This window comes from Georhizobium sp. MAB10, from assembly GCF_045012825.1.
GTDB classification, from domain to species: domain Bacteria; phylum Pseudomonadota; class Alphaproteobacteria; order Rhizobiales; family Rhizobiaceae; genus Georhizobium; species Georhizobium profundi.
On record NZ_CP118314.1, the window covers coordinates 1,986,377 to 2,005,602 of the forward strand.

General features: G+C 61.5%; 26 protein-coding genes. 17 read left to right on the forward strand and 9 right to left on the reverse strand.

The features are described from left to right. Positions 1-19 precede the first annotated feature (19 nt). The 9 genes from PU133_RS09155 to PU133_RS09195 all read left to right on the forward strand — a co-directional run bounded on the left by PU133_RS09155 (position 20) and on the right by PU133_RS09195 (position 6,514). Complete coding sequence (locus PU133_RS09155; RefSeq protein ID WP_404864380.1) at positions 20-238, forward strand: antitoxin MazE-like protein; 219 nt, start codon at positions 20-22, stop codon at positions 236-238. Beyond that, entirely contained in the window at positions 235-459 is a 225-nt protein-coding gene (locus PU133_RS09160; RefSeq protein WP_404864381.1) for a type II toxin-antitoxin system PemK/MazF family toxin, read from the forward strand. Before PU133_RS09155 ends, PU133_RS09160 begins: the two co-directional genes overlap by 4 nt. A gap of 155 nt (positions 460-614) precedes the next feature. Beyond that, entirely contained in the window at positions 615-2,072 is a 1,458-nt protein-coding gene (hydA, locus tag PU133_RS09165) for a dihydropyrimidinase (protein WP_404864382.1), read from the forward strand. A gap of 11 nt (positions 2,073-2,083) precedes the next feature. Continuing rightward, the gene (locus PU133_RS09170; protein ID WP_404864491.1) at positions 2,084-2,908 is read left to right on the forward strand and encodes an ABC transporter ATP-binding protein; all 825 of its coding nucleotides are present in this window, start codon (positions 2,084-2,086) and stop codon (positions 2,906-2,908) included. Between the two features lie 12 nt (positions 2,909-2,920). After that, positions 2,921-3,823, forward strand: coding sequence for an ABC transporter permease (locus PU133_RS09175; protein WP_404864383.1), 903 nt, complete (start codon positions 2,921-2,923; stop codon positions 3,821-3,823). Further along, positions 3,820-4,695 carry an ABC transporter permease gene (locus tag PU133_RS09180; protein WP_404864384.1) on the forward strand — a complete coding sequence of 292 codons (876 nt, stop codon included), beginning with the start codon at positions 3,820-3,822 and terminating at the stop codon, positions 4,693-4,695. The genes PU133_RS09175 and PU133_RS09180 overlap by 4 nt, the downstream gene beginning before the upstream one ends. Positions 4,696-4,708: 13 nt before the next feature. Next, on the forward strand, positions 4,709-5,695 hold the full coding sequence (locus PU133_RS09185) for an ABC transporter substrate-binding protein (protein ID WP_126009753.1): 987 nt from the start codon (positions 4,709-4,711) through the stop codon (positions 5,693-5,695). Positions 5,696-5,811: 116 nt separating this feature from the next. Then, positions 5,812-6,132: a hypothetical protein gene (locus PU133_RS09190; protein ID WP_126009754.1), complete on the forward strand. Its 321-nt coding sequence runs from the start codon at positions 5,812-5,814 to the stop codon at positions 6,130-6,132. 133 nt (positions 6,133-6,265) lie between these two features. Then, positions 6,266-6,514: a glycine zipper domain-containing protein gene (locus PU133_RS09195; protein ID WP_126009755.1), complete on the forward strand. Its 249-nt coding sequence runs from the start codon at positions 6,266-6,268 to the stop codon at positions 6,512-6,514. 90 nt (positions 6,515-6,604) lie between these two features. Here PU133_RS09195 and PU133_RS09200 read toward each other — a convergent pair whose 3' ends face one another. Beyond that, entirely contained in the window at positions 6,605-7,381 is a 777-nt protein-coding gene (locus PU133_RS09200; RefSeq protein ID WP_126009756.1) for a Crp/Fnr family transcriptional regulator, read from the reverse strand. Positions 7,382-7,682: 301 nt separating this feature from the next. Between PU133_RS09200 and PU133_RS09205 the strand changes: the two genes are divergently transcribed. After that, positions 7,683-8,045 carry a response regulator gene (locus PU133_RS09205; RefSeq protein ID WP_199864584.1) on the forward strand — a complete coding sequence of 121 codons (363 nt, stop codon included), beginning with the start codon at positions 7,683-7,685 and terminating at the stop codon, positions 8,043-8,045. 38 nt (positions 8,046-8,083) lie between these two features. Here PU133_RS09205 and PU133_RS09210 read toward each other — a convergent pair whose 3' ends face one another. Continuing rightward, positions 8,084-8,656 (reverse strand): sigma-70 family RNA polymerase sigma factor, encoded by a 573-nt coding sequence (locus tag PU133_RS09210; protein WP_404864385.1) that lies wholly within the window; start codon positions 8,654-8,656, stop codon positions 8,084-8,086. Then, complete coding sequence (locus PU133_RS09215) at positions 8,649-8,840, reverse strand: NepR family anti-sigma factor (RefSeq protein WP_126009759.1); 192 nt, start codon at positions 8,838-8,840, stop codon at positions 8,649-8,651. Before PU133_RS09215 ends, PU133_RS09210 begins: the two co-directional genes overlap by 8 nt. A gap of 158 nt (positions 8,841-8,998) precedes the next feature. Between PU133_RS09215 and PU133_RS09220 the strand changes: the two genes are divergently transcribed. Next, positions 8,999-9,796 carry a response regulator gene (locus tag PU133_RS09220; RefSeq protein WP_126009760.1) on the forward strand — a complete coding sequence of 266 codons (798 nt, stop codon included), beginning with the start codon at positions 8,999-9,001 and terminating at the stop codon, positions 9,794-9,796. Positions 9,797-9,946: 150 nt separating this feature from the next. Here the strand turns inward: PU133_RS09220 and PU133_RS09225 are convergent, their stop codons facing one another. From PU133_RS09225 to PU133_RS09250, 6 genes are all read right to left on the reverse strand, one after another. Next, positions 9,947-10,144 (reverse strand): CsbD family protein, encoded by a 198-nt coding sequence (locus tag PU133_RS09225; protein WP_126009761.1) that lies wholly within the window; start codon positions 10,142-10,144, stop codon positions 9,947-9,949. A 160-nt stretch (positions 10,145-10,304) separates the two neighbouring features. After that, a complete protein-coding gene (locus PU133_RS09230; protein WP_404864386.1) occupies positions 10,305-11,300 on the reverse strand; it encodes a hypothetical protein in 996 nt (331 codons plus the stop codon). Next, positions 11,284-11,697, reverse strand: a complete 414-nt coding sequence (locus PU133_RS09235) for a phage holin family protein (RefSeq protein ID WP_404864387.1) — start codon at positions 11,695-11,697, stop codon at positions 11,284-11,286. Before PU133_RS09235 ends, PU133_RS09230 begins: the two co-directional genes overlap by 17 nt. Before the next feature lie 54 nt (positions 11,698-11,751). Then, positions 11,752-12,294 (reverse strand): hypothetical protein, encoded by a 543-nt coding sequence (locus tag PU133_RS09240; protein WP_404864388.1) that lies wholly within the window; start codon positions 12,292-12,294, stop codon positions 11,752-11,754. Between the two features lie 87 nt (positions 12,295-12,381). Continuing rightward, positions 12,382-13,353, reverse strand: coding sequence for an NADPH:quinone oxidoreductase family protein (locus PU133_RS09245; RefSeq protein WP_404864389.1), 972 nt, complete (start codon positions 13,351-13,353; stop codon positions 12,382-12,384). Next, complete coding sequence (locus PU133_RS09250) at positions 13,350-14,591, reverse strand: acyl-CoA dehydrogenase family protein (protein ID WP_126009766.1); 1,242 nt, start codon at positions 14,589-14,591, stop codon at positions 13,350-13,352. The genes PU133_RS09245 and PU133_RS09250 overlap by 4 nt, the downstream gene beginning before the upstream one ends. 75 nt (positions 14,592-14,666) lie before the next feature. Here PU133_RS09250 and PU133_RS09255 point away from each other — a divergent pair, with 75 nt between their 5' ends. The 6 genes from PU133_RS09255 (at position 14,667) to modB (ending at position 19,225) form a co-directional block, all read left to right on the forward strand. After that, entirely contained in the window at positions 14,667-15,488 is an 822-nt protein-coding gene (locus PU133_RS09255) for an SDR family oxidoreductase (RefSeq protein ID WP_126009767.1), read from the forward strand. Continuing rightward, positions 15,488-16,528, forward strand: coding sequence for a phosphotransferase (locus PU133_RS09260; protein WP_404864390.1), 1,041 nt, complete (start codon positions 15,488-15,490; stop codon positions 16,526-16,528). Before PU133_RS09255 ends, PU133_RS09260 begins: the two co-directional genes overlap by 1 nt. After that, positions 16,521-17,297, forward strand: coding sequence for an SDR family NAD(P)-dependent oxidoreductase (locus PU133_RS09265; RefSeq protein WP_126009768.1), 777 nt, complete (start codon positions 16,521-16,523; stop codon positions 17,295-17,297). The genes PU133_RS09260 and PU133_RS09265 overlap by 8 nt, the downstream gene beginning before the upstream one ends. A gap of 9 nt (positions 17,298-17,306) precedes the next feature. Next, positions 17,307-17,678: a winged helix-turn-helix domain-containing protein gene (locus PU133_RS09270; protein ID WP_126009769.1), complete on the forward strand. Its 372-nt coding sequence runs from the start codon at positions 17,307-17,309 to the stop codon at positions 17,676-17,678. Between the two features lie 71 nt (positions 17,679-17,749). After that, entirely contained in the window at positions 17,750-18,529 is a 780-nt protein-coding gene (modA, locus tag PU133_RS09275; protein WP_404864391.1) for a molybdate ABC transporter substrate-binding protein, read from the forward strand. 6 nt (positions 18,530-18,535) lie between these two features. After that, positions 18,536-19,225 carry a molybdate ABC transporter permease subunit gene (gene modB / locus PU133_RS09280; protein WP_404864392.1) on the forward strand — a complete coding sequence of 230 codons (690 nt, stop codon included), beginning with the start codon at positions 18,536-18,538 and terminating at the stop codon, positions 19,223-19,225. Position 19,226: the final 1 nt, after the last annotated feature.

The window sequence follows — 19,226 nt, forward strand, 5'->3', positions numbered from 1 at the left end:
TGGATCGACGGAGGCAGTCATGGGACGGCCAAGAGAGCTGACGGAAGAGGAGCGCGCAAAGTTGATTGCGGAAGGGTATCGCGAGGTCAGTGTGTGGCTTCCGGATATCTGGTCCGACGAGTTCTGGATGCAGATTGAGGAAGACTGCCGGCTTATCCGGCAGTCGGATGAACGGACCAACATGAACGCCACTCTCGATGCCTTTGCTGCCGACCTCTGGCAAGATCTAGACAGATGAGGCGAGGCGATGTGGTCATCGTTTCGGCCCCTGGAAGTTTCGGCAAGCCGCGCCCTGCCGTCGTCATCCAGAACAGCCGGCTCGAGCGACTGCTGAGCAGCGTCATCGTCTGCTTCATGACGACAGACGGCGAGCAGACCCATCATCTCAGGATCTTGATCGAACCCAGTCAGGAAAACAATCTTCGAGAAACGTCGCATGTCCAAATCGATAAGATCTGACGTTTCCGACAGACAAGGTTCGGGGACCGATCGGACGGCTGACCGATGGCCAGATGATGGCTATCGATCGAGGTCTTCTCGCAATTCTTGATCTGCTGCCACCGATCTTCTCGATTCAGCGAAACCTTAGTGACGAACGATAGAGGCCAACCCGCATGTCCACCAAAGTCATCAAGAACGGCACGGTCGTCACCGCCGATCTCACCTATGAAGCCGATGTGCTGATCGAGAACGGGGTGATCACGAAGATCGGGGCCAACCTTTCGGGCGACGAGGTGCTGGACGCGACGGGGTGCTATGTGATGCCGGGCGGCATCGACCCGCACACGCATCTCGAAATGCCTTTCATGGGCACCTATTCGTCCGATGATTTCGAGACCGGTACCCGGGCGGCTCTGTCGGGCGGCACGACGATGGTCGTCGATTTCTGCCTGCCGGCGCCGGGGCAGTCGCTGCTCGAGGCGCTGCAGGCCTGGGACAACAAATCGACCAAGGCGATGTGCGACTACTCGTTCCACATGGCGGTCACCTGGTGGGGCGAGCAGGTCTTCAACGAGATGGAGACGGTCGTTCGCGAGAAGGGCATCAACACCTTCAAGCATTTCATGGCCTACAAGGGCGCTCTCATGGTCAATGACGATGAGATGTACGCCTCGTTCCAGCGCTGCGCCGAGCTCGGCGCACTGCCGCTCGTCCATGCCGAGAACGGCGATGTTGTCGCCTCGCTTCAGCAGAAATTGCTCGCAGAAGGCAATAACGGGCCGGAAGCGCATGCCTATTCCCGCCCGCCGCAGGTGGAAGGCGAGGCGGCCAACCGGGCGATCATGATCGCCGACATGGCCGGCGTTCCGCTCTACATCGTGCACGTATCGTGTGAAGAGGCGCATGAGGCGATCCGCCGTGCGCGCCAGCTCGGCAAGCGTGTCTATGGCGAGCCGCTCGTCCAGCATCTCGTCCTGGATGAGACCGAATATCAGCACCCGGATTGGGATCATGCGGCGCGGCGCGTCATGTCGCCGCCGTTTCGGTCCAAACAGCATCAGGACAGCCTGTGGGCTGGTCTTGCCGCCGGGTCTCTGCAGGTGGTCGCGACGGACCATTGCGCGTTCACGACCGAGCAGAAGCGCTATGGGGTCGGCGATTTCACCAAGATCCCGAATGGCACGGGAGGGCTTGAAGACCGGTTGCCGTTGCTTTGGACCAAGGGTGTCGCGACAGGCCGGTTGACGATGAACGAATTCGTGGCCGTCACCTCCACCAACATCGCCAAGATCATGAACATGTACCCCAAGAAGGGCGCGATCCTCGTCGGCGCCGATGCCGATATCCTCGTGCTCGACCCCAAGGCGAAGAAGACGATCGCTGCCGACACCCAGGCCTCTGCGATCGACTACAACGTGTTCGAGGGTGTCGAAGTCACCGGCCTGCCACGCTTCGTGCTGACGCGCGGCCATGTCGCGGTGCGCGACGGCAATTTCGAAGGACGCATGGGTCACGGGCAGTTCGTGGCGCGCAAGCCCGACCAGCCGGTCAACCGCGCGCTGTCCACCTGGAAGGAACTGACCGCTCCACGCAAGGTCGAACGCACCGGCATTCCGGCGAGCGGGGTCTGATGAACGTGGCAATGCCCGGACACACGACAGTGAAGAGCGATCCAGTGCCGGCGAACTTCGGCAAGCCGGTCATCGAAGCGCGCGACCTCGATCTCACCTTCCAGACCGGCGACGGGCCAGTCCATGCCCTGTCGAAGATCAATCTGACGGTTCGACAAGGCGAGTTCGTGTCCTTCATCGGACCGTCCGGCTGTGGCAAGACCACGCTTCTGCGCGTCATCGCCGATCTTGAACAGCCGACCGGCGGCGCCATCTCGGTCAACGGTCTCAGTCCGGAAGCGGCACGCAAGGCGCGGGCCTACGGTTATGTCTTCCAGGCGCCGGCACTCTACCCGTGGCGCACGATCGGGAAGAATATCGCGCTGCCGCTGGAGGTCATGGGGTTCAGCGCGGCAGAGCGGCAGACGCGCATCCGCGACAATCTCGCGCTGGTCGATCTCGCCGGCTTCGAAAACAAGTTTCCCTGGCAGCTGTCCGGCGGCATGCAGCAGCGTGCGTCGATCGCGCGTGCGCTATCCTTCGATCCAGACATGCTGCTGATGGACGAGCCGTTCGGCGCATTGGACGAGATCGTTCGCGATCATCTGAACGAACAACTGCTGAAGCTCTGGGCGAAGACGCAAAAGACCGTTGTCTTCGTCACGCACTCGATCCCCGAGGCCGTGTTCCTCTCGACGAAAATCGTGGTGATGAGCCCAAGGCCGGGCCGGATCCACGAAGTGATCGATTGCGACCTTGGCACCGATCGTCCGCTGGAAATCCGTGAGACGCCGGAGTTCCTCGCTATTGCTGCCCGCGTCCGCGATGGGCTGAGGGCAGGGCACAGCTATGATTGAGCGTTGCGTGCAATGACGGCTGTTACCGCCCCCCGCCGCCGCTTGACCGAAGGCCGCGCTGTACCGGTGGCGACGATGGTGCTTGCCATCCTCGTCATCTGGTATGCCTGCACCATCTGGCTCAATGCCCGGTGGCAGCTGCAGGTGTTCGACCGGGCAGGGCAGGCCGATTGGACCATCTGGCAGTTCGTCGCCGGTACATTCGCGCAGGATCGGCCGGTCTTGCCGGCACCGCATCAGGTTCTGGTCGAATTGTGGAATTCGGTGGCGATGCAGGATGTCACTTCGCGCCGCAGCCTTGTCTACCATGCCTGGATCACGTTGTCGGCGACGCTTCTCGGATTCGTCATGGGCACGGTGCTCGGGATCGCGCTGGCCATTTTGATCGTGCACAACCGCGCAGTCGACCGATCATTGATGCCGTGGCTGATCGCATCGCAGACAATCCCGATCCTTGCGATCGCGCCGATGATCGTCGTCGTTCTCGCATCGATCGGTCTGACCGGACTCGTGCCGAAATCGCTGATCTCCACCTATCTTTCGTTCTTCCCGGTCGTCGTCGGCATGGTGAAGGGCTTCCGCAGCCCCGATGCGCTGCAGCTCGATCTCATGCGCACATACCATTCCTCGCCGGGCCAGGTGTTCGGCAAGCTGCGCTGGCCAAGCGCCATGCCCTACCTCTTCACCTCGATGAAGGTTGGTGTCGCGGCAAGTCTCGTCGGCGCGATCGTTGGCGAATTGCCGACCGGTGCAGCCGGTGGTCTCGGATCGCGCCTGCTTGCCGGCAGCTACTATGGCCAGACCACGCAGATCTGGGCGGCACTCTTCATGGCAGCAGCACTTTCCGCGACGCTGATCTTCGTGATCGGTATCGTCGAGCGCATCGTGCTGAGGCGCATGGGAGTGCGGCCATGAACGCAGGCTGGATCATATTTGCGCTTGTCGTGTGGCTGGGCTGCTGGGCGGCCAACGAATATCTCGTGCGGGTCGAAACGCGACAGGCCGGGGCACGCCGCGCGATCAATCTCGTCGTGCCAATCCTCTTCGGGGTCTCGCTGCTTGCATTGTGGGAAGGCCTGGTACGGGGGTTCAACGTGCCGCCGGTTCTCCTGCCACCGCCAAGCGCGATCTGGGCGCAGATCACTAGCTCCGTGCCGACGCTGTGGGCTGATTTCCGCCAGACCTTCCTGAAATCGGTTCTTATCGGCTACGCCATCGGTTGCGCCTCAGGCTTGGTGTTTGCCATCGCGATCGATCGTTCGCCGTTTCTGAAGCTTGGCTTGCTGCCGATCGGCAGCTTCGTCTCGGCGCTACCGCTCGTCGGCATCGCGCCGATCATGGTCATGTGGTTCGGCTTCGACTGGCAGTCGAAGGCAGCCGTCGTGGTGGTCATGACGTTCTTCCCGATGCTGGTGAACACCGTCGCCGGACTGGCTGCCGCGAACGCGATGGAACGCGACCTGATGCACACTTATGCGGCGAGCTACTGGCAGGGGCTTTTCAAGTTGCGTCTGCCGGCCGCCTGGCCGTTCATCTTCAACGCGCTGAAGATCAACTCGACGCTGGCGCTGATTGGCGCGATCGTGGCGGAATTCTTCGGCACGCCGATCGTCGGCATGGGCTTCCGCATATCGTCCGCCATCGGGCGCCTGCAGGTGGATATGGTTTGGGCCGAGATCGCGGTTGCCGCGCTTGCCGGCTCGCTTTTTTACGGGTTGATCGCGCTCATCGAGAGGCGCGTCACCTTCTGGCATCCGTCGGTCCGTGGTGGGCGGACGGGACAATAAGGGGAATGGCACAATGAAGAAACTTCTCGCCTCCACGCTACTCGCCGGCCTGATGATGACGGGCGCCCATGCCCAGGATCTCGAGCCGCTGACCTTCCAGCTGAAATGGGTCAACCAGGGCCAGTTCGCCGGCTATCTGGTCGCCAAGGATCTCGGCTATTACGAAGAGGAAGGCCTCGACGTGACGATCAACCCGGGTGGTCCGGATATCGCGCCTGAGCAGGTGATCGCCGGCGGTGGCGCCGACGTGATCACGACCTGGATGGCGGCTGCTCTCGCTGCGCGCGAGCGCGGCGTGGCACTGGTGAACATCGCCCAGCCATTCCAGGGCTCGGCACTGCAGTTGGTCTGCTCCGAGGAAAGTGGTGTCGAAACCACTGAAGACTTCCCGGGCAAGACGCTCGGTGTCTGGTTCTTCGGCAACGAGTATCCGTTCTATGCCTGGATGGCGAAGCTCGGCTATTCCACGGAAGGTGGCGACGAGGGCGTCGAAGTGCTGCGGCAGGCTTTCTCCGCAGACCCGCTGCTGCAGGGCCAGGCCGACTGCATCTCCACCATGCGCTACAACGAGTACAAGCAAATCCTCGATGCCGGCATTCCGGAAGACAGTCTGACCGTCTTCAACTTCCTCGATGAAGGCGTCGGCATGCTGGAAGACGGCATCTATGTGCTGGAGGAAGATCTCGCCGACGAAGCTTTCGTCGACAAGATGGTGCGCTTCGTCCGCGCTTCCATGCGCGGCTGGGAGCATGCCAAGGAAAACCCGCAGGAGGCCGCCGAGATCGTTTTGGAGAACGACATGTCCGGCGCGCTCACGCTCGAAAGCCAGGTCTACCAGGTCGAAGAAGCGGCAGCGCTCGTGGGCGACAGTGCAGCACTGGACGAGGCTGCCTATGAGCAGACGGTTCAGACGCTGCTGAATGCGGTTTCGCCAGACAATCCGGCCATCACCGCAGAACCGGAAGGCGCGTTCTCGACCGTCGTCACCGACCAGCTCTAAAAGACGAGCGCCTGCATCTGGGCGCTTGACATCGGTTTGATTTCCGGGCAGCCGGCGGAACCAAGTCCCGCCGGCTGCATTTTTCCATCGAAACGATCCTATGAGAGGACGGACCGATGGAACATATTGCAGCGATTATGGTGCTTATCGGATGTGGTCACGGCGACATCGAATGCCGCGAACTTTCAGCGCCGACCGTCGGTTATGAAACGGTCCAGATGTGCGAACAGGACATGGAGCCAGTGCTGCGCAGCATAAGCAACGATCATCCCGTCGTCTATGGTCAGTGTGCAGTCGTCGATCCTGCCGATTTCGAACAGGACGCGATCGTAGCGTGGGACTTCAACACCAGCGGCGAGCTTCTGGTCGATGTAGTAGCAGGCGATTCGCTCTATGCGTCGAGTGACGTTGCGCTGACAAAAACATCGCGTCAGTAAGTACGGAACCATTCGGCGACTTTCGCGTTTCGAGTGCGATGCTAGGCGCCGGAGGGGAGTGTGGGCTCCCGGTCTTGCAATCGGTCAACCGCGGAAATCTCCGCTCCAGTTTCGGTTATTGGGAACAAAAATCATGAAAAAAACACTCGCAGTCGCCCTTCTCGCCCTCCCGCTCGCAGCATGCACGCAGACGCAGCAGGGCGCTGTTGTCGGCGGCGTTGGCGGCGCAGCAATCGGTGCGGCAGTCGGTGGCACTGATGGTGCTCTGATCGGTGGTGCAGCAGGCGCAGTCGGCGGCGCATTGATCGGCCGCGCGTCTGAAAACAACAACCAGTGCATCTACGAAGATCGCTACGGCCGCCGCTATACAGCTGCTTGCTGATATCGATTTCAGATCACGTTCAAGCGCGCCGCAGAAATGCGGCGCGTTTTTTTATGCGCTCAGTTGAGGAAATAGGCGCAGCCCGGTGTCTCAGCGGGACAGTGCGCTTGCTACCAGCCGGCTCTCCTGGAAGTTCTCCAAAAAACGCTCGTCGAAATCCGCATATTCGATCGATCGCGCAGGATCGGGAAATCCTACGATACCGTTGTTCATAGACAACAGGCCTTCGCGCTGAAGCTTGCGCAGATTCTTGTTGGTGTGAACGAGCGACAAGCCCATCGTGTCGGAGATCTGCTCCTGCGTCATCATCAGCTTGAAACCGTCCTTGTCGGCCTCGCCGATGGCACGCAGGCGGCACCAAAGCTCCAGCATGAAATGCAGAATGCGCTGGCTCGCTGGTCGTGCACCAAGCGAGACATTGTGTTCGCTGAGAATGTTGAAGTTGCGGACCGACATCCAGTCGAGACCCGAGGCAAGTACCGGGTATTTCTGATAGACTTCGAGGAGACGGATCGGCTCGATCACGGCCGTTTCCAGTTCGGTCAGCGCTGCGACCGAATAGGACGCGCGCCTCTGGAAATTGATATGGAGGCCGATGAAGTCTCCGGGCAGGGCAACGCCGATGATCTGGCGACGTCCGGCCTTGGTGATCTTGTACTTGATGGCCCATCCGCGGCGCACCAGGAAGCAGACGCGGAAATCGTCGCCATCGACCACCAGATCCTCGCCGCGTTGATATGCCACGCGGTTGATCTGGAGCTGTTCGAAGAAGTCGACTTCCTCTTCGTTCAAGAGAACGGTGTTGGCAAGCCGATGAACGGCCGCGCTCATGGCGGCTGAAGTCGCACTCTTGATGGTCGTCGCCATTCTAAACCGCTAATGCCCAAACCCGGCGGCACACCCCGTGCCCCTACCAAGCACACTGATAGCATGTGCCTGGCTTCCGATCACACTTCTTTTGTCGCGGAAAGCCACGAGCTTCGTGTTGCCGCTTCGCGCATGTGTGCAACTGCGAAATTCGTGTTCCTCAAGACCAGATGCCCAATTGCGCCGGCAATTGCTATGTCATAAGTAAAAGACCGGGGAAGGGGCGGCACGTTACATCGGTGACGATTTCCAGTTAATAGGTTCTTCATAAATGAATTTGCCCCCGGAAGGTGGCGGTCCCTTGTCCAATTTGTCTGCTCTCATACTGGAAGACGCGTTTCTCATCGCGTATGAGGCGGAGCAGGCATTGCTGGAATTGGGTGCCAACAGCGTCGTGATATTCCAGGATCTGGTCGAGGCGATCGAAGCCATCAACCGGTCCGACCGTTTTGATCTGGCCGTTTTGGACCTGTCGTTGTCGGACGGAAATTCGATCGAATTCGCCAAGACGATCAAGGCGCGCGGCATTCCGTTCGTCTTCACCTCGGGCTACGCCAAGCCGGAAGAGGTCGCGACCGAATTTCCGGACGTGCCTTATCTCGAGAAGCCCTATCATTTCGACAGGCTCAAGCAGGTCATCCAGGATCTACTGAAGAATCGGTAGGGGAGTGGCAGCCGGACCGTCGGATCCGGCTGAACCGTCTAGATGTTCGATCGGCTCGAGCCGGTCATGATCTGACGCGTGACGGCGTCAGGGCCGAATTCATCCTCGGCTTCGACGCTCATCAACTCGGCAAGGCGCGTGCGTGCACGGCTGACGCGGCTCTTGATCGTGCCGATCGCGCAATTGCAGATTTCGGCCGCTTCTTCGTAGGAAAAGCCCGAACCACCCACGAGGATGATCGCTTCCTTCTGGTCGGCCGGCAGCAGCTCAAGTGCCTTGCGAAAGTCCTGCAGATCGAGGTGACCCATCTGCTCGGGATGCCCGGCCATGCGCGCGGCATGGATGCCGTCGGCGTCGGAAACTTCACGGCCTTTCTTGCGCATCTGCGTATAGAACTCGTTGCGCAGAATGGTGAAGAGCCAGGCCTTGAGATTGGTTCCGCGCTCGAAGCTCGATTGCTTCGCCCACGCCTTCATCAGCGTTTCCTGCACGAGGTCATCCGCTCTGTCGGCCGAGCCGATCAGCGACATTGCAAACGCGCGCAGGTTGGGAACAACGGCCAGAAGATCCTTTCGGAACGCCGACAGGTCGGCGGGATCAGGCTCACCCATTCGAGCGGTCCTTTTCTGCACGCTCCAGGCTGGCGAGCAGGTCCATGAACTTATCGGGGACAGGTTCTTGCGCGACTTCGTCGTACATCGACTTCAGGCGCTTACCGATTTGTGATGACGAGAGATCATCCAGCGGCCGCTGCGACGCTGCGCCACCGGATCCCTCACTCTTCGTAGAATTCATATGCAATGGTATCCTTTCCGACCCCTACTCGCAGCCCTGCAACGCAGCTTGTTGAAAATTGTTCCGACCTATAGGGAACTTTTTTTGACATTCGATTGTTTATCACCCGGCGACGCACATTCGACTTTCCACAGCGCGCCCATTCGAGGGAGTTCCATATGTCTTTAGCTGCCGAGCTTGCTCCGCACCTTCCATTCCTGCGGCGCTTTGCACGCTCGCTTACCGGTTCCCAGAGCAGCGGCGACGCCTATGTCACTGCAGTGCTCGAGGCGCTTATTGCCGATGTCGATCTGTTTCCCCGCGGCAACGATGCCAAGATCGGCCTCTATAAAACTTTTGCGACGATCTGGAAGTCCATCGAGGTCAATGTCACCCCGCATTCCGGTCTCGGTGGCATGGAAAAGAGCGATCATAACCTTCAGATGATCGCGCCGCTGCCGCGCCAGGCATTTCTTCTCGTTGCCGTCGAAGGCTTCTCGAAGTCGGAAGGCGCCGAAATTCTCTCCATGTCCGAAGACGATTTTTCCGAGCTGCTCGTCCAGGCCTCGCGTGACATTGCACAGCAGGTTGCCACCGATGTCATGATCATCGAAGACGAGCCGCTGATCGCGATGGATATCGAAAACCTTGTCATCGATCTTGGCCATTCGGTCACCGGCATTGCGCGCACCCATGCGGAAGCCAATGCACTCTTCGCGAAGAAGAAGCCGGGCATCATTCTGTCGGATATCCAGCTGGCCGACGGCAGCTCCGGCATCGATGCCGTGAACGACATTCTTAAAGAAACAGACGTTCCGGTGATCTTCATCACGGCTTATCCCGAGCAGCTTCTGACGGGCAAGCGACCGGAGCCGGCATTCCTTGTCACCAAGCCGTTCCAGCCCGACATGGTTCGCGCACTTATCAGCCAGGCGCTGTTTTTCAATCGTCAGTCGGACAAAAAGTCCGCGGCCTGACGCGTTTCGGACAGGTCTTGGATTGCCAAAGCCCGATGCGATCGCCGATCGCATCGGGCTTTTTCTATTCCCGCATCAAGACCTGCAGCAAAACGAAAACGCCGCCCGTGATGACGAGCGGCGTTCGCGCTGGCCTAAGCCTAATGACTGCTAGTGGCGCGAGCGCCACTCATCGACCTGACGCTCAGCTTCGTCGCGTGCGACGCCGTAGCGCTGCTGAATGAGGCCTGCGAGTTCCGTGCGGCTGCCCTTGGCGCGATCGAGATCGTCGTCCGTGAGCTTGCCCCACTGCTGCTGGGCCTTGCCGCGAAACTCGTTCCACTTACCTTCGATGATGTCCCAGTTCATTAGGCATCTCCTTGTTTATTGGTCGGAAGCTCGTCGTCGGCTTCCTCATCTTGAAAACGTCTCAGACGAGAGGGTGTTCCGACAATCGGCCGCTCCGACCAAAGAAAAAGCCCGGTGGAAACCGGGCTTTCTGCTGAGCCGACCGTCGGTGAACCCGCGATCAATGCACCTGCGGGTTGGACGTTGTCGAAGCCGTCGTTGCCGGAGCGGAAGACTGGTTCGTCGTCGATGCGGCGTTGTTGCCATTGCCGCTAGAAGCCGTCGACGTCGATGCCTTGTGGGCGGCCGGCGTCTTGCGGGCTCGGGTCTGGCGCGCCTTGCGTACGGTTTCCGAAGCGCCAGCGGCTGCCGTCTTCGACGATGCTGCGGCCGAACGCTTGCGCGCCGTGGTGGTTGCCGGCTGATCCGACGCAGATTTCCGCGTCGATTTGCGTGTGGTGCCAGCTGCGGAAGTTGCTGCAACTGGCGCGCTGCGCGGCGCGCGCTTTACAGGTGCGCGACGTGCAGGGATCGGGGCATCATCATCGCTGTCGTCGGAAAGGGCAGCGAGAACCGGGTCCTGGTTGCGGCGAGCAGCAAACATGGAAGCTGCCGCAGCGCCGATCGCCAGCGCGAACAGGCCCGTTGCAGTCGGGTTACGCTTGACCCACTCGACACCTTCCTGCGTGGTGTCGGCAGAATAGCGGGCTGCACGACGTGCTGCGAGTTCTGCATCATGGGCCGAACGTGTTACGGCGCGGCTCGCGCTCTCGGCGGTCTCGCGGGCGTAGTGCACGGCGTCGTCAGCTGCTTCGACAGCGACATCGGCGGCATCATGGATGTAGCCCCGGGCGGTATCGGACGCCTTGGATGCATAGCCGCGAATCCGCTGCGTCCCCTTGTCCACGTCACGACGCGATAGAAGGCGCGTGCGCTCGTTGGACTGGGTTGCGAGGCCAAGCAGGCCGAGCGCTACCAAAGCTGTCGAAAGCGGATTGTTGCGTGCCTTCTGCACGGCCCAATCCAGCATCTCGCTGGCGGAAGGGTCTTCCTGGCCGGTGACACGAGCAGCCAGTGCCTTCGGCGAGAATTCGCGGGCCGTAGTGTCGATCCGGTCTTTCATACGCTCACGCAGGCCGTCGATTTCTTCTTCGATACGCTCACTTGATTTTGTCATTGAAGGTCTCCTTGAATTGGGTCGCATTCTCGCTCGTGGCGCGAATGGTTCTCACAGGTTTCAGATTTTGCGGCTTAAGCCGGGCGGCTCCGATCCATAGAGCGATGACACCGAATAAAAGGACCGCAGCACCGATTGCGAGTGCCGCGCCGGCCGGGCCGAGGTAAATCGCGAGCCATGTAACCAACGCCTGAGCAAGCAGGAAGGTTGCGACGGCACACAGCAGCAGTCCGCAAAAAATCATCGTCAGGCCGCTCTGTGCCTGCGACAACTTCTCCGAAAACTCCGCCTTTGCGAGTTCGATCTCCTTGCGGAAGAGATCGATCGTATCTTCGAACAGAGCCCTGAGGTTCTGGATCAGCGATGGCGGTTGGATCGGTCGTTGTGGATCGGTCATCGTTCTCTCAATGCTCGGCAATAAAGCTGCCGGGTACGCAACGCGTCATGTGCCTCAGGCGGTCGATTTTGCCGTGCGCCTGCGGGTGGTCGTCCCTACGGACTTCGCGCTGGCTGACCCACGTGGCGTGCGCGATTGCGGCTGGCGTGTGCTCGCCGGACGCGGCGCTGCGATGTTGCGCTGCTGGCGGTGCTGCGCGGCGGACTGCAGGGTGTTGGCGACAAGGAAGCCTGCGATTGCCAGCGCGCCGTAAGCGACCAATGGCTTTTCGCGCACAAAGTCTTCGACGCGCTGCGTGGCGGAGCGCATGTCGAGATCGTCCACGTTGCTGGTCATCTCTTCCGCTTTGGTGGCGACATCGTCCACCATGCCGGCGACGGTCGCATATCCTTCGTCGCGCAGCTCGTCCCCGCCGCGGCGAAGCGCGCGCACGATCGTTATGCAGAAATTCTTGAATGCATTGCGCTGTTCGTCGACGACGGCTTCAGCCTGCGCGCGTCCAGTCTCGTAGGCCTTGCCGGCAAAGCGGCCGACCTGATCTTCCACGGTCTCGAATACTTCGTTTGCCGTGCGCTCAATACTTGCTTTCGTGGGCATCGTCCGCCTCCGTTTCGTTGCCCCCTCAACGCGACGGAAGATGACTTGTTCCACATTTGCTTATGTAAGGCTGCGGGGCGTCATTTATCAGGGAACAAGCACCGTCTTGCCACGCGCGCCGCGCTGCAGAATTTCGCTCAAAACTTCTGCAGCGTCGGCGAGCGGGCGCTTATCGCCGATATGCGGCTTGACGCGGCCATCCGCATGCCAGGCGAAAAGCTCGCGCATGTTCTCCAGATAAATTGCGCGCTCCTTGGCGATGAAGTTGCCCCAAAAGACGCCGATCACGGCAAACTCCTTCACGAGTGCCAGGTTGACGGGAAAAGTCGGAATGCGCCCCGAGGCGAACCCGACGACGAGCAACCGGCCGCCCCGCGCCATCAAACGCGTGGCCGTGTCGAAGGCATCGCCGCCAACCGGATCGAAGACCACATCGATACCTCGGCCGGCGGTCTCCTGCTTCACCGCATCCTTCAGGCCGTCATAGCCGAGCACGACGTCGGCGCCATTGGCTTTCGCCAGCGCACGCTTGTCCTCGCTCGATGCGACCGCGATGACATGTGCGCCCATCGCCTTGCCAATCTGGATCGCGGCAATGCCGGTGGAACCCGCAGCACCCAGCACCAGCAGCGTTTCGCCCGGTTGAAGTGACGCACGTTGCTTCAGCGCATGATGCGACGTGCCATAGGCACAGAGCTGGGCACAGGCGTCATCGAACGACACGTGCTCGGGAAGCGCGATCAGATTGGCGGGATCGGTCACGATCTCGCTCGCATAGCCGCCGGTGGTGAGCAGTGCCGCGACGCGATCGCCGATCGCAAAGCCGTCGACATTGTCGCCCAAGGCCGTGATCGTGCCGGCGACTTCCATGCCGGGGGTGAACGGCGTCTGCGGCTTCATCTGGTAGAGGCCCTGCACCAGCAACCCGTCTGGGTAGTTCACGCCGATCGCTTCCGCTTTGACCTGCACTTCGCCCGCGGCCAACGCCTTCAGCTTGACTGTCTCCAGTCGCAACTGTTCGAGCGGGCCGAAGGCGTGGCAGACGATGGCGCTGGTCATTTGGCGGATCCTTCGCGGTAAGGGGCGAGTTCGTTGCGCGCCACCTGGCGGCGGTGGACAGCATCTGGTCCATCGGCAAGACGCAGCGTGCGCAGATGCGTCCACATGCGCGCAAGTGGCGTGTCCTGCGACACGCCCTGACCGCCAAACATCTGCACCGCTTGATCGACGACCTTGAGCGCGACATTCGGCGCTACGACCTTGATCTGGCTGATCCAGGGCGCTGCAGCTTTTGCATCCTTCTGGTCCATGGCAAAGGCGGCGCGCAGGCAGAGAAGCCGCGCCATCTCGATCTCCATGCGGCATTCGGCGATGATGTCGTGGTTGGCGCCGAGATCGGACAGGCGTTTGCCGAAGGCTTCGCGCTCGACGGCGCGTCGGCACATGAGTTCGAGCGCACGCTCCGCCTGGCCGATGGCACGCATGCAATGGTGGATGCGGCCAGGCCCCAGCCGGCCTTGCGCGATCTCGAAGCCGCGTCCTTCGTCCACGAGTAGGTCCTCGACCGGTACGCGCACATCGCTGAAACGCAGGTGCAGATGCCCGTGTGGTGCGTCGTCATCGCCATAGACTTCCATGGCCCGCAGCTTCTCTATGCCGGGCGTTTTCGCGTCGATCACCAGCATGGAATGGCGGCGGTGGCGCGGTGCGTCTTCGCCACCGGTCCGCACCATCACGATGTAAACGGCGCAGCGCGGATCGCCGGCGCCCGACGCCCACCATTTCTCGCCGTTCAGCACATAGTGGTCGCCATCGCGTTCGCAGCGCATGGCGATGTTGGTGGCGTCTGAGGACGCGACGTCCGGCTCCGTCATCAGATAGGCCGAGCGGATGTCACCGGCAAGCAGCGGCTTCAGCCAGCGCTCCTTGTGTATATCCGAGCCGTAGCGTTCGAGCACTTCCATGTTCCCGGTGTCAGGCGCAGCGCAGTTGAAGATCTCTGCCGCCAGGTGCGACTTGCCCATTTCCTCGGCCAGATAGGCATATTCGACCGTCGTCAGGCCGAAGCCGCGCTCGCTGTCGGTCAGCCAAAAATTCCAGAGGCCGCGCTCGCGCGCCTTCGCCTTCAATGAGGAGAGGATTTCGCTCTGGCGCAGCGTGTGCGTCCAGCGATCACCGTTGCCGACTTCCGCCAGAAATTCCTCGTCGAGCGGGGCGATCTCCTCTTCGATCATCTGCTTCACCGCAGCGTGGATCGGGATGAGCCGTTCCGTCATTCCAAGGTCCATGGCGCCCATCTCATCCTTCCTCCTCGGTTGTCCTTCGCTGTCTCCATCGACTAAGGATCGATGAGGACAAGGCGGAGGATGCATATGGCCTATCTGGAGGACCTCTTTACGGTCAAGGACAAGACGGCGCTCGTGACGGGTGGTGCAACCGGCATCGGACGCATGGTTGCGACGGCGCTCGTCCAGGGCGGCGCGCATGTCTACATCGCTTCGCGCAAGGGCGCGGACTGCGAAGCGGTCGCGGAAGAGCTCAATGGCCTCGGCGCGCCCGGACGGGCGGAAGGCTTTGCCGGCGATGTCGGCAGCGAGGAGGGCGTGAAGGCGCTTGCGGCGGAACTGGCGCAGCGCACCGACCGTCTGAATATCCTCGTCAACAATGCCGGTATTTCCTGGGGCGAGCCGCTCGAGACCTTTCCTCATGCCGCCTGGCAGAAAGTGATGAACGTCAATGTCGCGGGTCTTTTCACGCTGACGCGTGACCTCCTGCCGCTGCTCGACAAGGCTGCCAGCGATGCGGACCCGGCACGTGTCATCAATCTCGGCTCGGTCATGGGAACGGTGCCGCTCGCCGATGGCGCCTATTCCTATTCGGCGTCGAAGGCAGCGGTGCATCACCTCACGCGCATTCTCGCCAATGAATTCGCGGCACGTCGCATCACCGTCAACGCCTTCGCGCCTGGGCCTTTCCAGAGCAAGATGACGGCATTTGCCACCGGCACGGATGAGAAGGCCGACATCGTCGGTCGGGGCGTGCCGCTGGGGCGCATCGGTTCGCCGGACGATATCGCAGGCGCCACGCTCTATCTCTGCTCGAAGGCGGGCGCGTATATCTCGGGCGCAATCCTGCCGCTCGATGGCGGCATGTCCGCGCATGACAGCAACCGACTGTTCAAGGACTTCCAGTGATGGCGGCGGCGACGGATATCGTGGACATGCCGGACATCGATGCGCTGGAAGCGGTCCTCGCCGGCGAGATCGCGGGCTTCGGCCGCATCAGCGAAATGCGCAAGTTCAACACTGGCCAGTCGAACCCGACCTATCTGATCGTCACCGCGGACCGCCGCTTCGTGCTGCGCGCCAAGCCGCCCGGGCAGCTCTTGAAATCCGCGCATCAGGTCGATCGCGAGTTCCGCGTCATGCGCGCGCTTGGCGGCACGGCTGTGCCGGTTCCAAGGGTCCACTACCTCTCGCCGGAGGACTCCGTCATCGGCCGGATGTTCTTCGTCATGGAGCATCTGGATGGCCGTATCCTGTGGGATCCGGCGCTGCTCGAACTATCCGCGCAGGAACGTCAGGCAATCTATGACGCGATGGTCGAGGCGCTGGCCGCGCTGCACGATGTCGACATCGACGCTGCCGGTCTTTCCGATTTCGGGCGGCCCGGCAATTATTTCGAGCGCCAGCTGAAGCGCTGGAGCGAGCAGTACCGCGCAAGCGTCATCGATCCCATTACCAACATGGACGCGCTGATCGATTGGTTGTCCGAAAACCTGCCGAAGGATGATGGGCAGGTGTCGCTGGTGCATGGCGACTTCCGCATGGACAACATGATCTTTGCCAGGGACAGCGCGACGATCCTCGGCGTTCTCGACTGGGAGCTGTCGACACTCGGCCACCCCTACGCCGATCTCTCCTACCAGTGCATGCAGTTGCGGCTGCCGCATGACAGCACGTTCAAAGGGCTTGGTGGTCTCGATCGCGTCGCACTCGGCATCCCGAGCGAAGAGGACTACGTCGCGACCTATTGCCGGCTGCGTGGCATCGATCGCATCGATAATTGGCGCTTCTATCTGGCCTTCGCCTTCTTTCGCCTCGGCGCGATCCTGCAGGGCGTGCTGAGGCGCGCTGTCGACGGCAATGCGTCCAATCCGGAACGCGCGCGCGAAATGGGCCGCGCGATCCCGCTGATCGCTTCTGAGGCGATCGACGTGATCCGCAATGGGTGAGCGGTGCGGACCGTTCGCAGGCGCTGTCGTCCTCATCACCGGGGCGGCCGGCGGGTTCGGGCAGGCGATGGCGAAGCGCTTTGGCGATGCGGGAGCGCGTCTCGTTCTTGCCGATCGCGACGAGGCGCTGCTTGCCGAAAGCGCAGCCGGGCTGGATTGCGAAACGGTGCTGCTTAGCGGCGACATCATTCACGAAGAGACATCGGCATGTCTTGTCGCTGCGGCGCTCGACCGGTTCGGCGCCATCGATGTCGCCATCAACAATGCCGGGATCGCGACGGCCTTCAAGCCGCTGCATGAGGTGACGGCAGCGGAAGCAGAGCAGTTGATCGCCGTCAATCTTATGGGCGTCATCCATGGCATGCGGCATCAACTCCCGCCGATGCGCCTGCGCTTTGCCGAGACGGGCCGGCCCTCCGCCATCGTCAACATCGCTTCCATTGCCGGCGTCATCGGCGCCAATGGGCTCGCGGTCTACGCGGCGGCGAAGCACGGCGTCGTCGGACTGACGAAATCGGCGGCGCTCGAGAATGCCCGCCATGGCGTGCGGGTCAACGCGATCTGCCCGACATTTTCCCCAACCGCGATGGTGACCGAGACGATCACGAAAGGCGGCCCGGACGTGGATCTTCTGGCAAAAGGCATCCCGATGCGGCGGCTGGCGAGCGTCGAGGACGTGGTCGAAGCCGTGCTCTATGCGGCGTCACCTGCATCGAGCTTCATCACCGGCCAGACATTCAATGTCGACGGCGGCATCACCGCTGGCTAGGTTTTGTCGATGACCCATTCGAAGAGCGATCCGACCGTCAGGCTGCGCATCGTGCTCGGCCCCGACATCGCGTTCGGGCCCGGCAAGGCGGACCTGCTTGATGGGATCCGCGAGACTGGTTCGATCGCAGCGGCGGGCCGGCGCATGGGTATGAGCTATAAGCGCGCCTGGACGCTGATTGAAACGCTCAATCGAAACTTCTCCAAGCCACTGGTCGAAACATCCAAGGGCGGCTCAGAGCGCGGCGGCGCCGTGCTGACTGAAGCCGGGGAGGCGGCGCTTGCGCTCTACCGACAGATGGAGGCGCGGCTGGTCGCCGAGAGCGTCGCAGAGGTCAAGCAACTGAAGGCGATGCTCTCCGATATGTCCGAACGGAAATAACGGTTGCGCGGCCGCTTTATCTCTGGTTCCCTGCCGATATGTTCGTGAAAACCTATCGGGCAACTTTTCCCATGCTGACATCGCCTGCCATGCTCCGCCGTTTCGCCGTCGGCGCGCTCGCGTTTGCTGCGGTGATAGGCGCACAGTCCGCGCGCGCGGCGGAAGCGACACTTGCTGTTGCCGCGAATTTTGCCGAGGTGGCCGAGGTTCTCGTCGATGCGTTTGAAGCAGAAACCGATCACACGTTGAGGATCTCCGCAGGGTCGACCGGGCAGCTTTATGCGCAGATCATCAACGGTGCGCCGTTCGACGTGTTTCTTTCCGCAGACCAGCGCACCGTCGCGCAGCTGGAAGCCGAAGGGGGTGCGGCCGAGGGAACGCGTTTCACCTATGCGATCGGCAAGCTGACGCTGTGGAGCACTGACGGCGCGCTGATCGGAGATGACGGCGCGGCATTCCTTCAAGCCAACGCCTTCCGTGCACTCGCGATCGCAAATCCCGATGTCGCGCCCTATGGGCTGGCAGCGCGCCAGACGCTGGAAGCGCTCGGTCTTTGGGAGACGCTCGAGCCCAAGATCGTGCGCGGCGAAAACATCGGTCAGACCCACGCGATGGTTTCGACCGGTAATGCGGAAGCCGGCTTCGTCGCGCTGTCCTACGTGCTCAGCCCTTCCAATAAGCAGCCCGGCAGCCGCTGGGACGTGCCCCAGGAGTTTTATGAGCCGATCCGCCAGGATGCGGTCGTCACCGGGCGCGGCGCGGACAATGAGGCTGCGACTGCGTTCATCGCATATCTTGCCAGCGCGCCGGCAAAGGCCATTATCGAAGACTATGGCTACGCCACAGAATAGGGCCTGATGCTGTCTTCAATCCCGCTTCCCGATCCCGGCCCGCTCATTCTCACGATGCAGCTTGCTGCCGTCACGACGCTCGTGCTGCTCGTGCTCGGCACACCGCTCGCGTGGTGGCTGGCGCATACGCGCGCGCGCCTGAAGCCGGTGGTGGAGGCACTGACGGCACTGCCGCTGGTGCTGCCGCCCACCGTCATCGGATTCTATCTGCTGGTTCTGATGAGCCCGCGCGCGCCGCTCGGCGCGTTCTGGGTGAGCCTGACCGACACGACGTTGACCTTCTCTTTCATCGGTCTCGTGATCGCATCCGTATTTTATTCGCTGCCCTTCATGGTGCAGCCGCTGCAGGCTGCATTCGAAGCGGTTGGAAAGGCGCCGCTCGAAGCAGCTGCAACCTTGCGGGCGGGGCCGCTCGACCGCTTCTTCTTCGTTGCCGCACCGCTTGCAGCGCGCGGGTTCCTCACGGCGATCGTACTGACATTCGCCCACACGGTCGGCGAGTTCGGCGTGGTGCTCATGGTCGGCGGCAATATTCCCGGCGAGACGCGCGTCATCTCGATTGCGATCTACGAGCATGTGGAAACGCTGCGCTATGCGGAGGCGCATGTCCTCTCGGCCATCATGCTGGTCTTTTCCTTCGTCGTGCTGATGACGGTCTATACGCTCAACCGCCGCTTTCCGCTGAAGACGGTCTGAC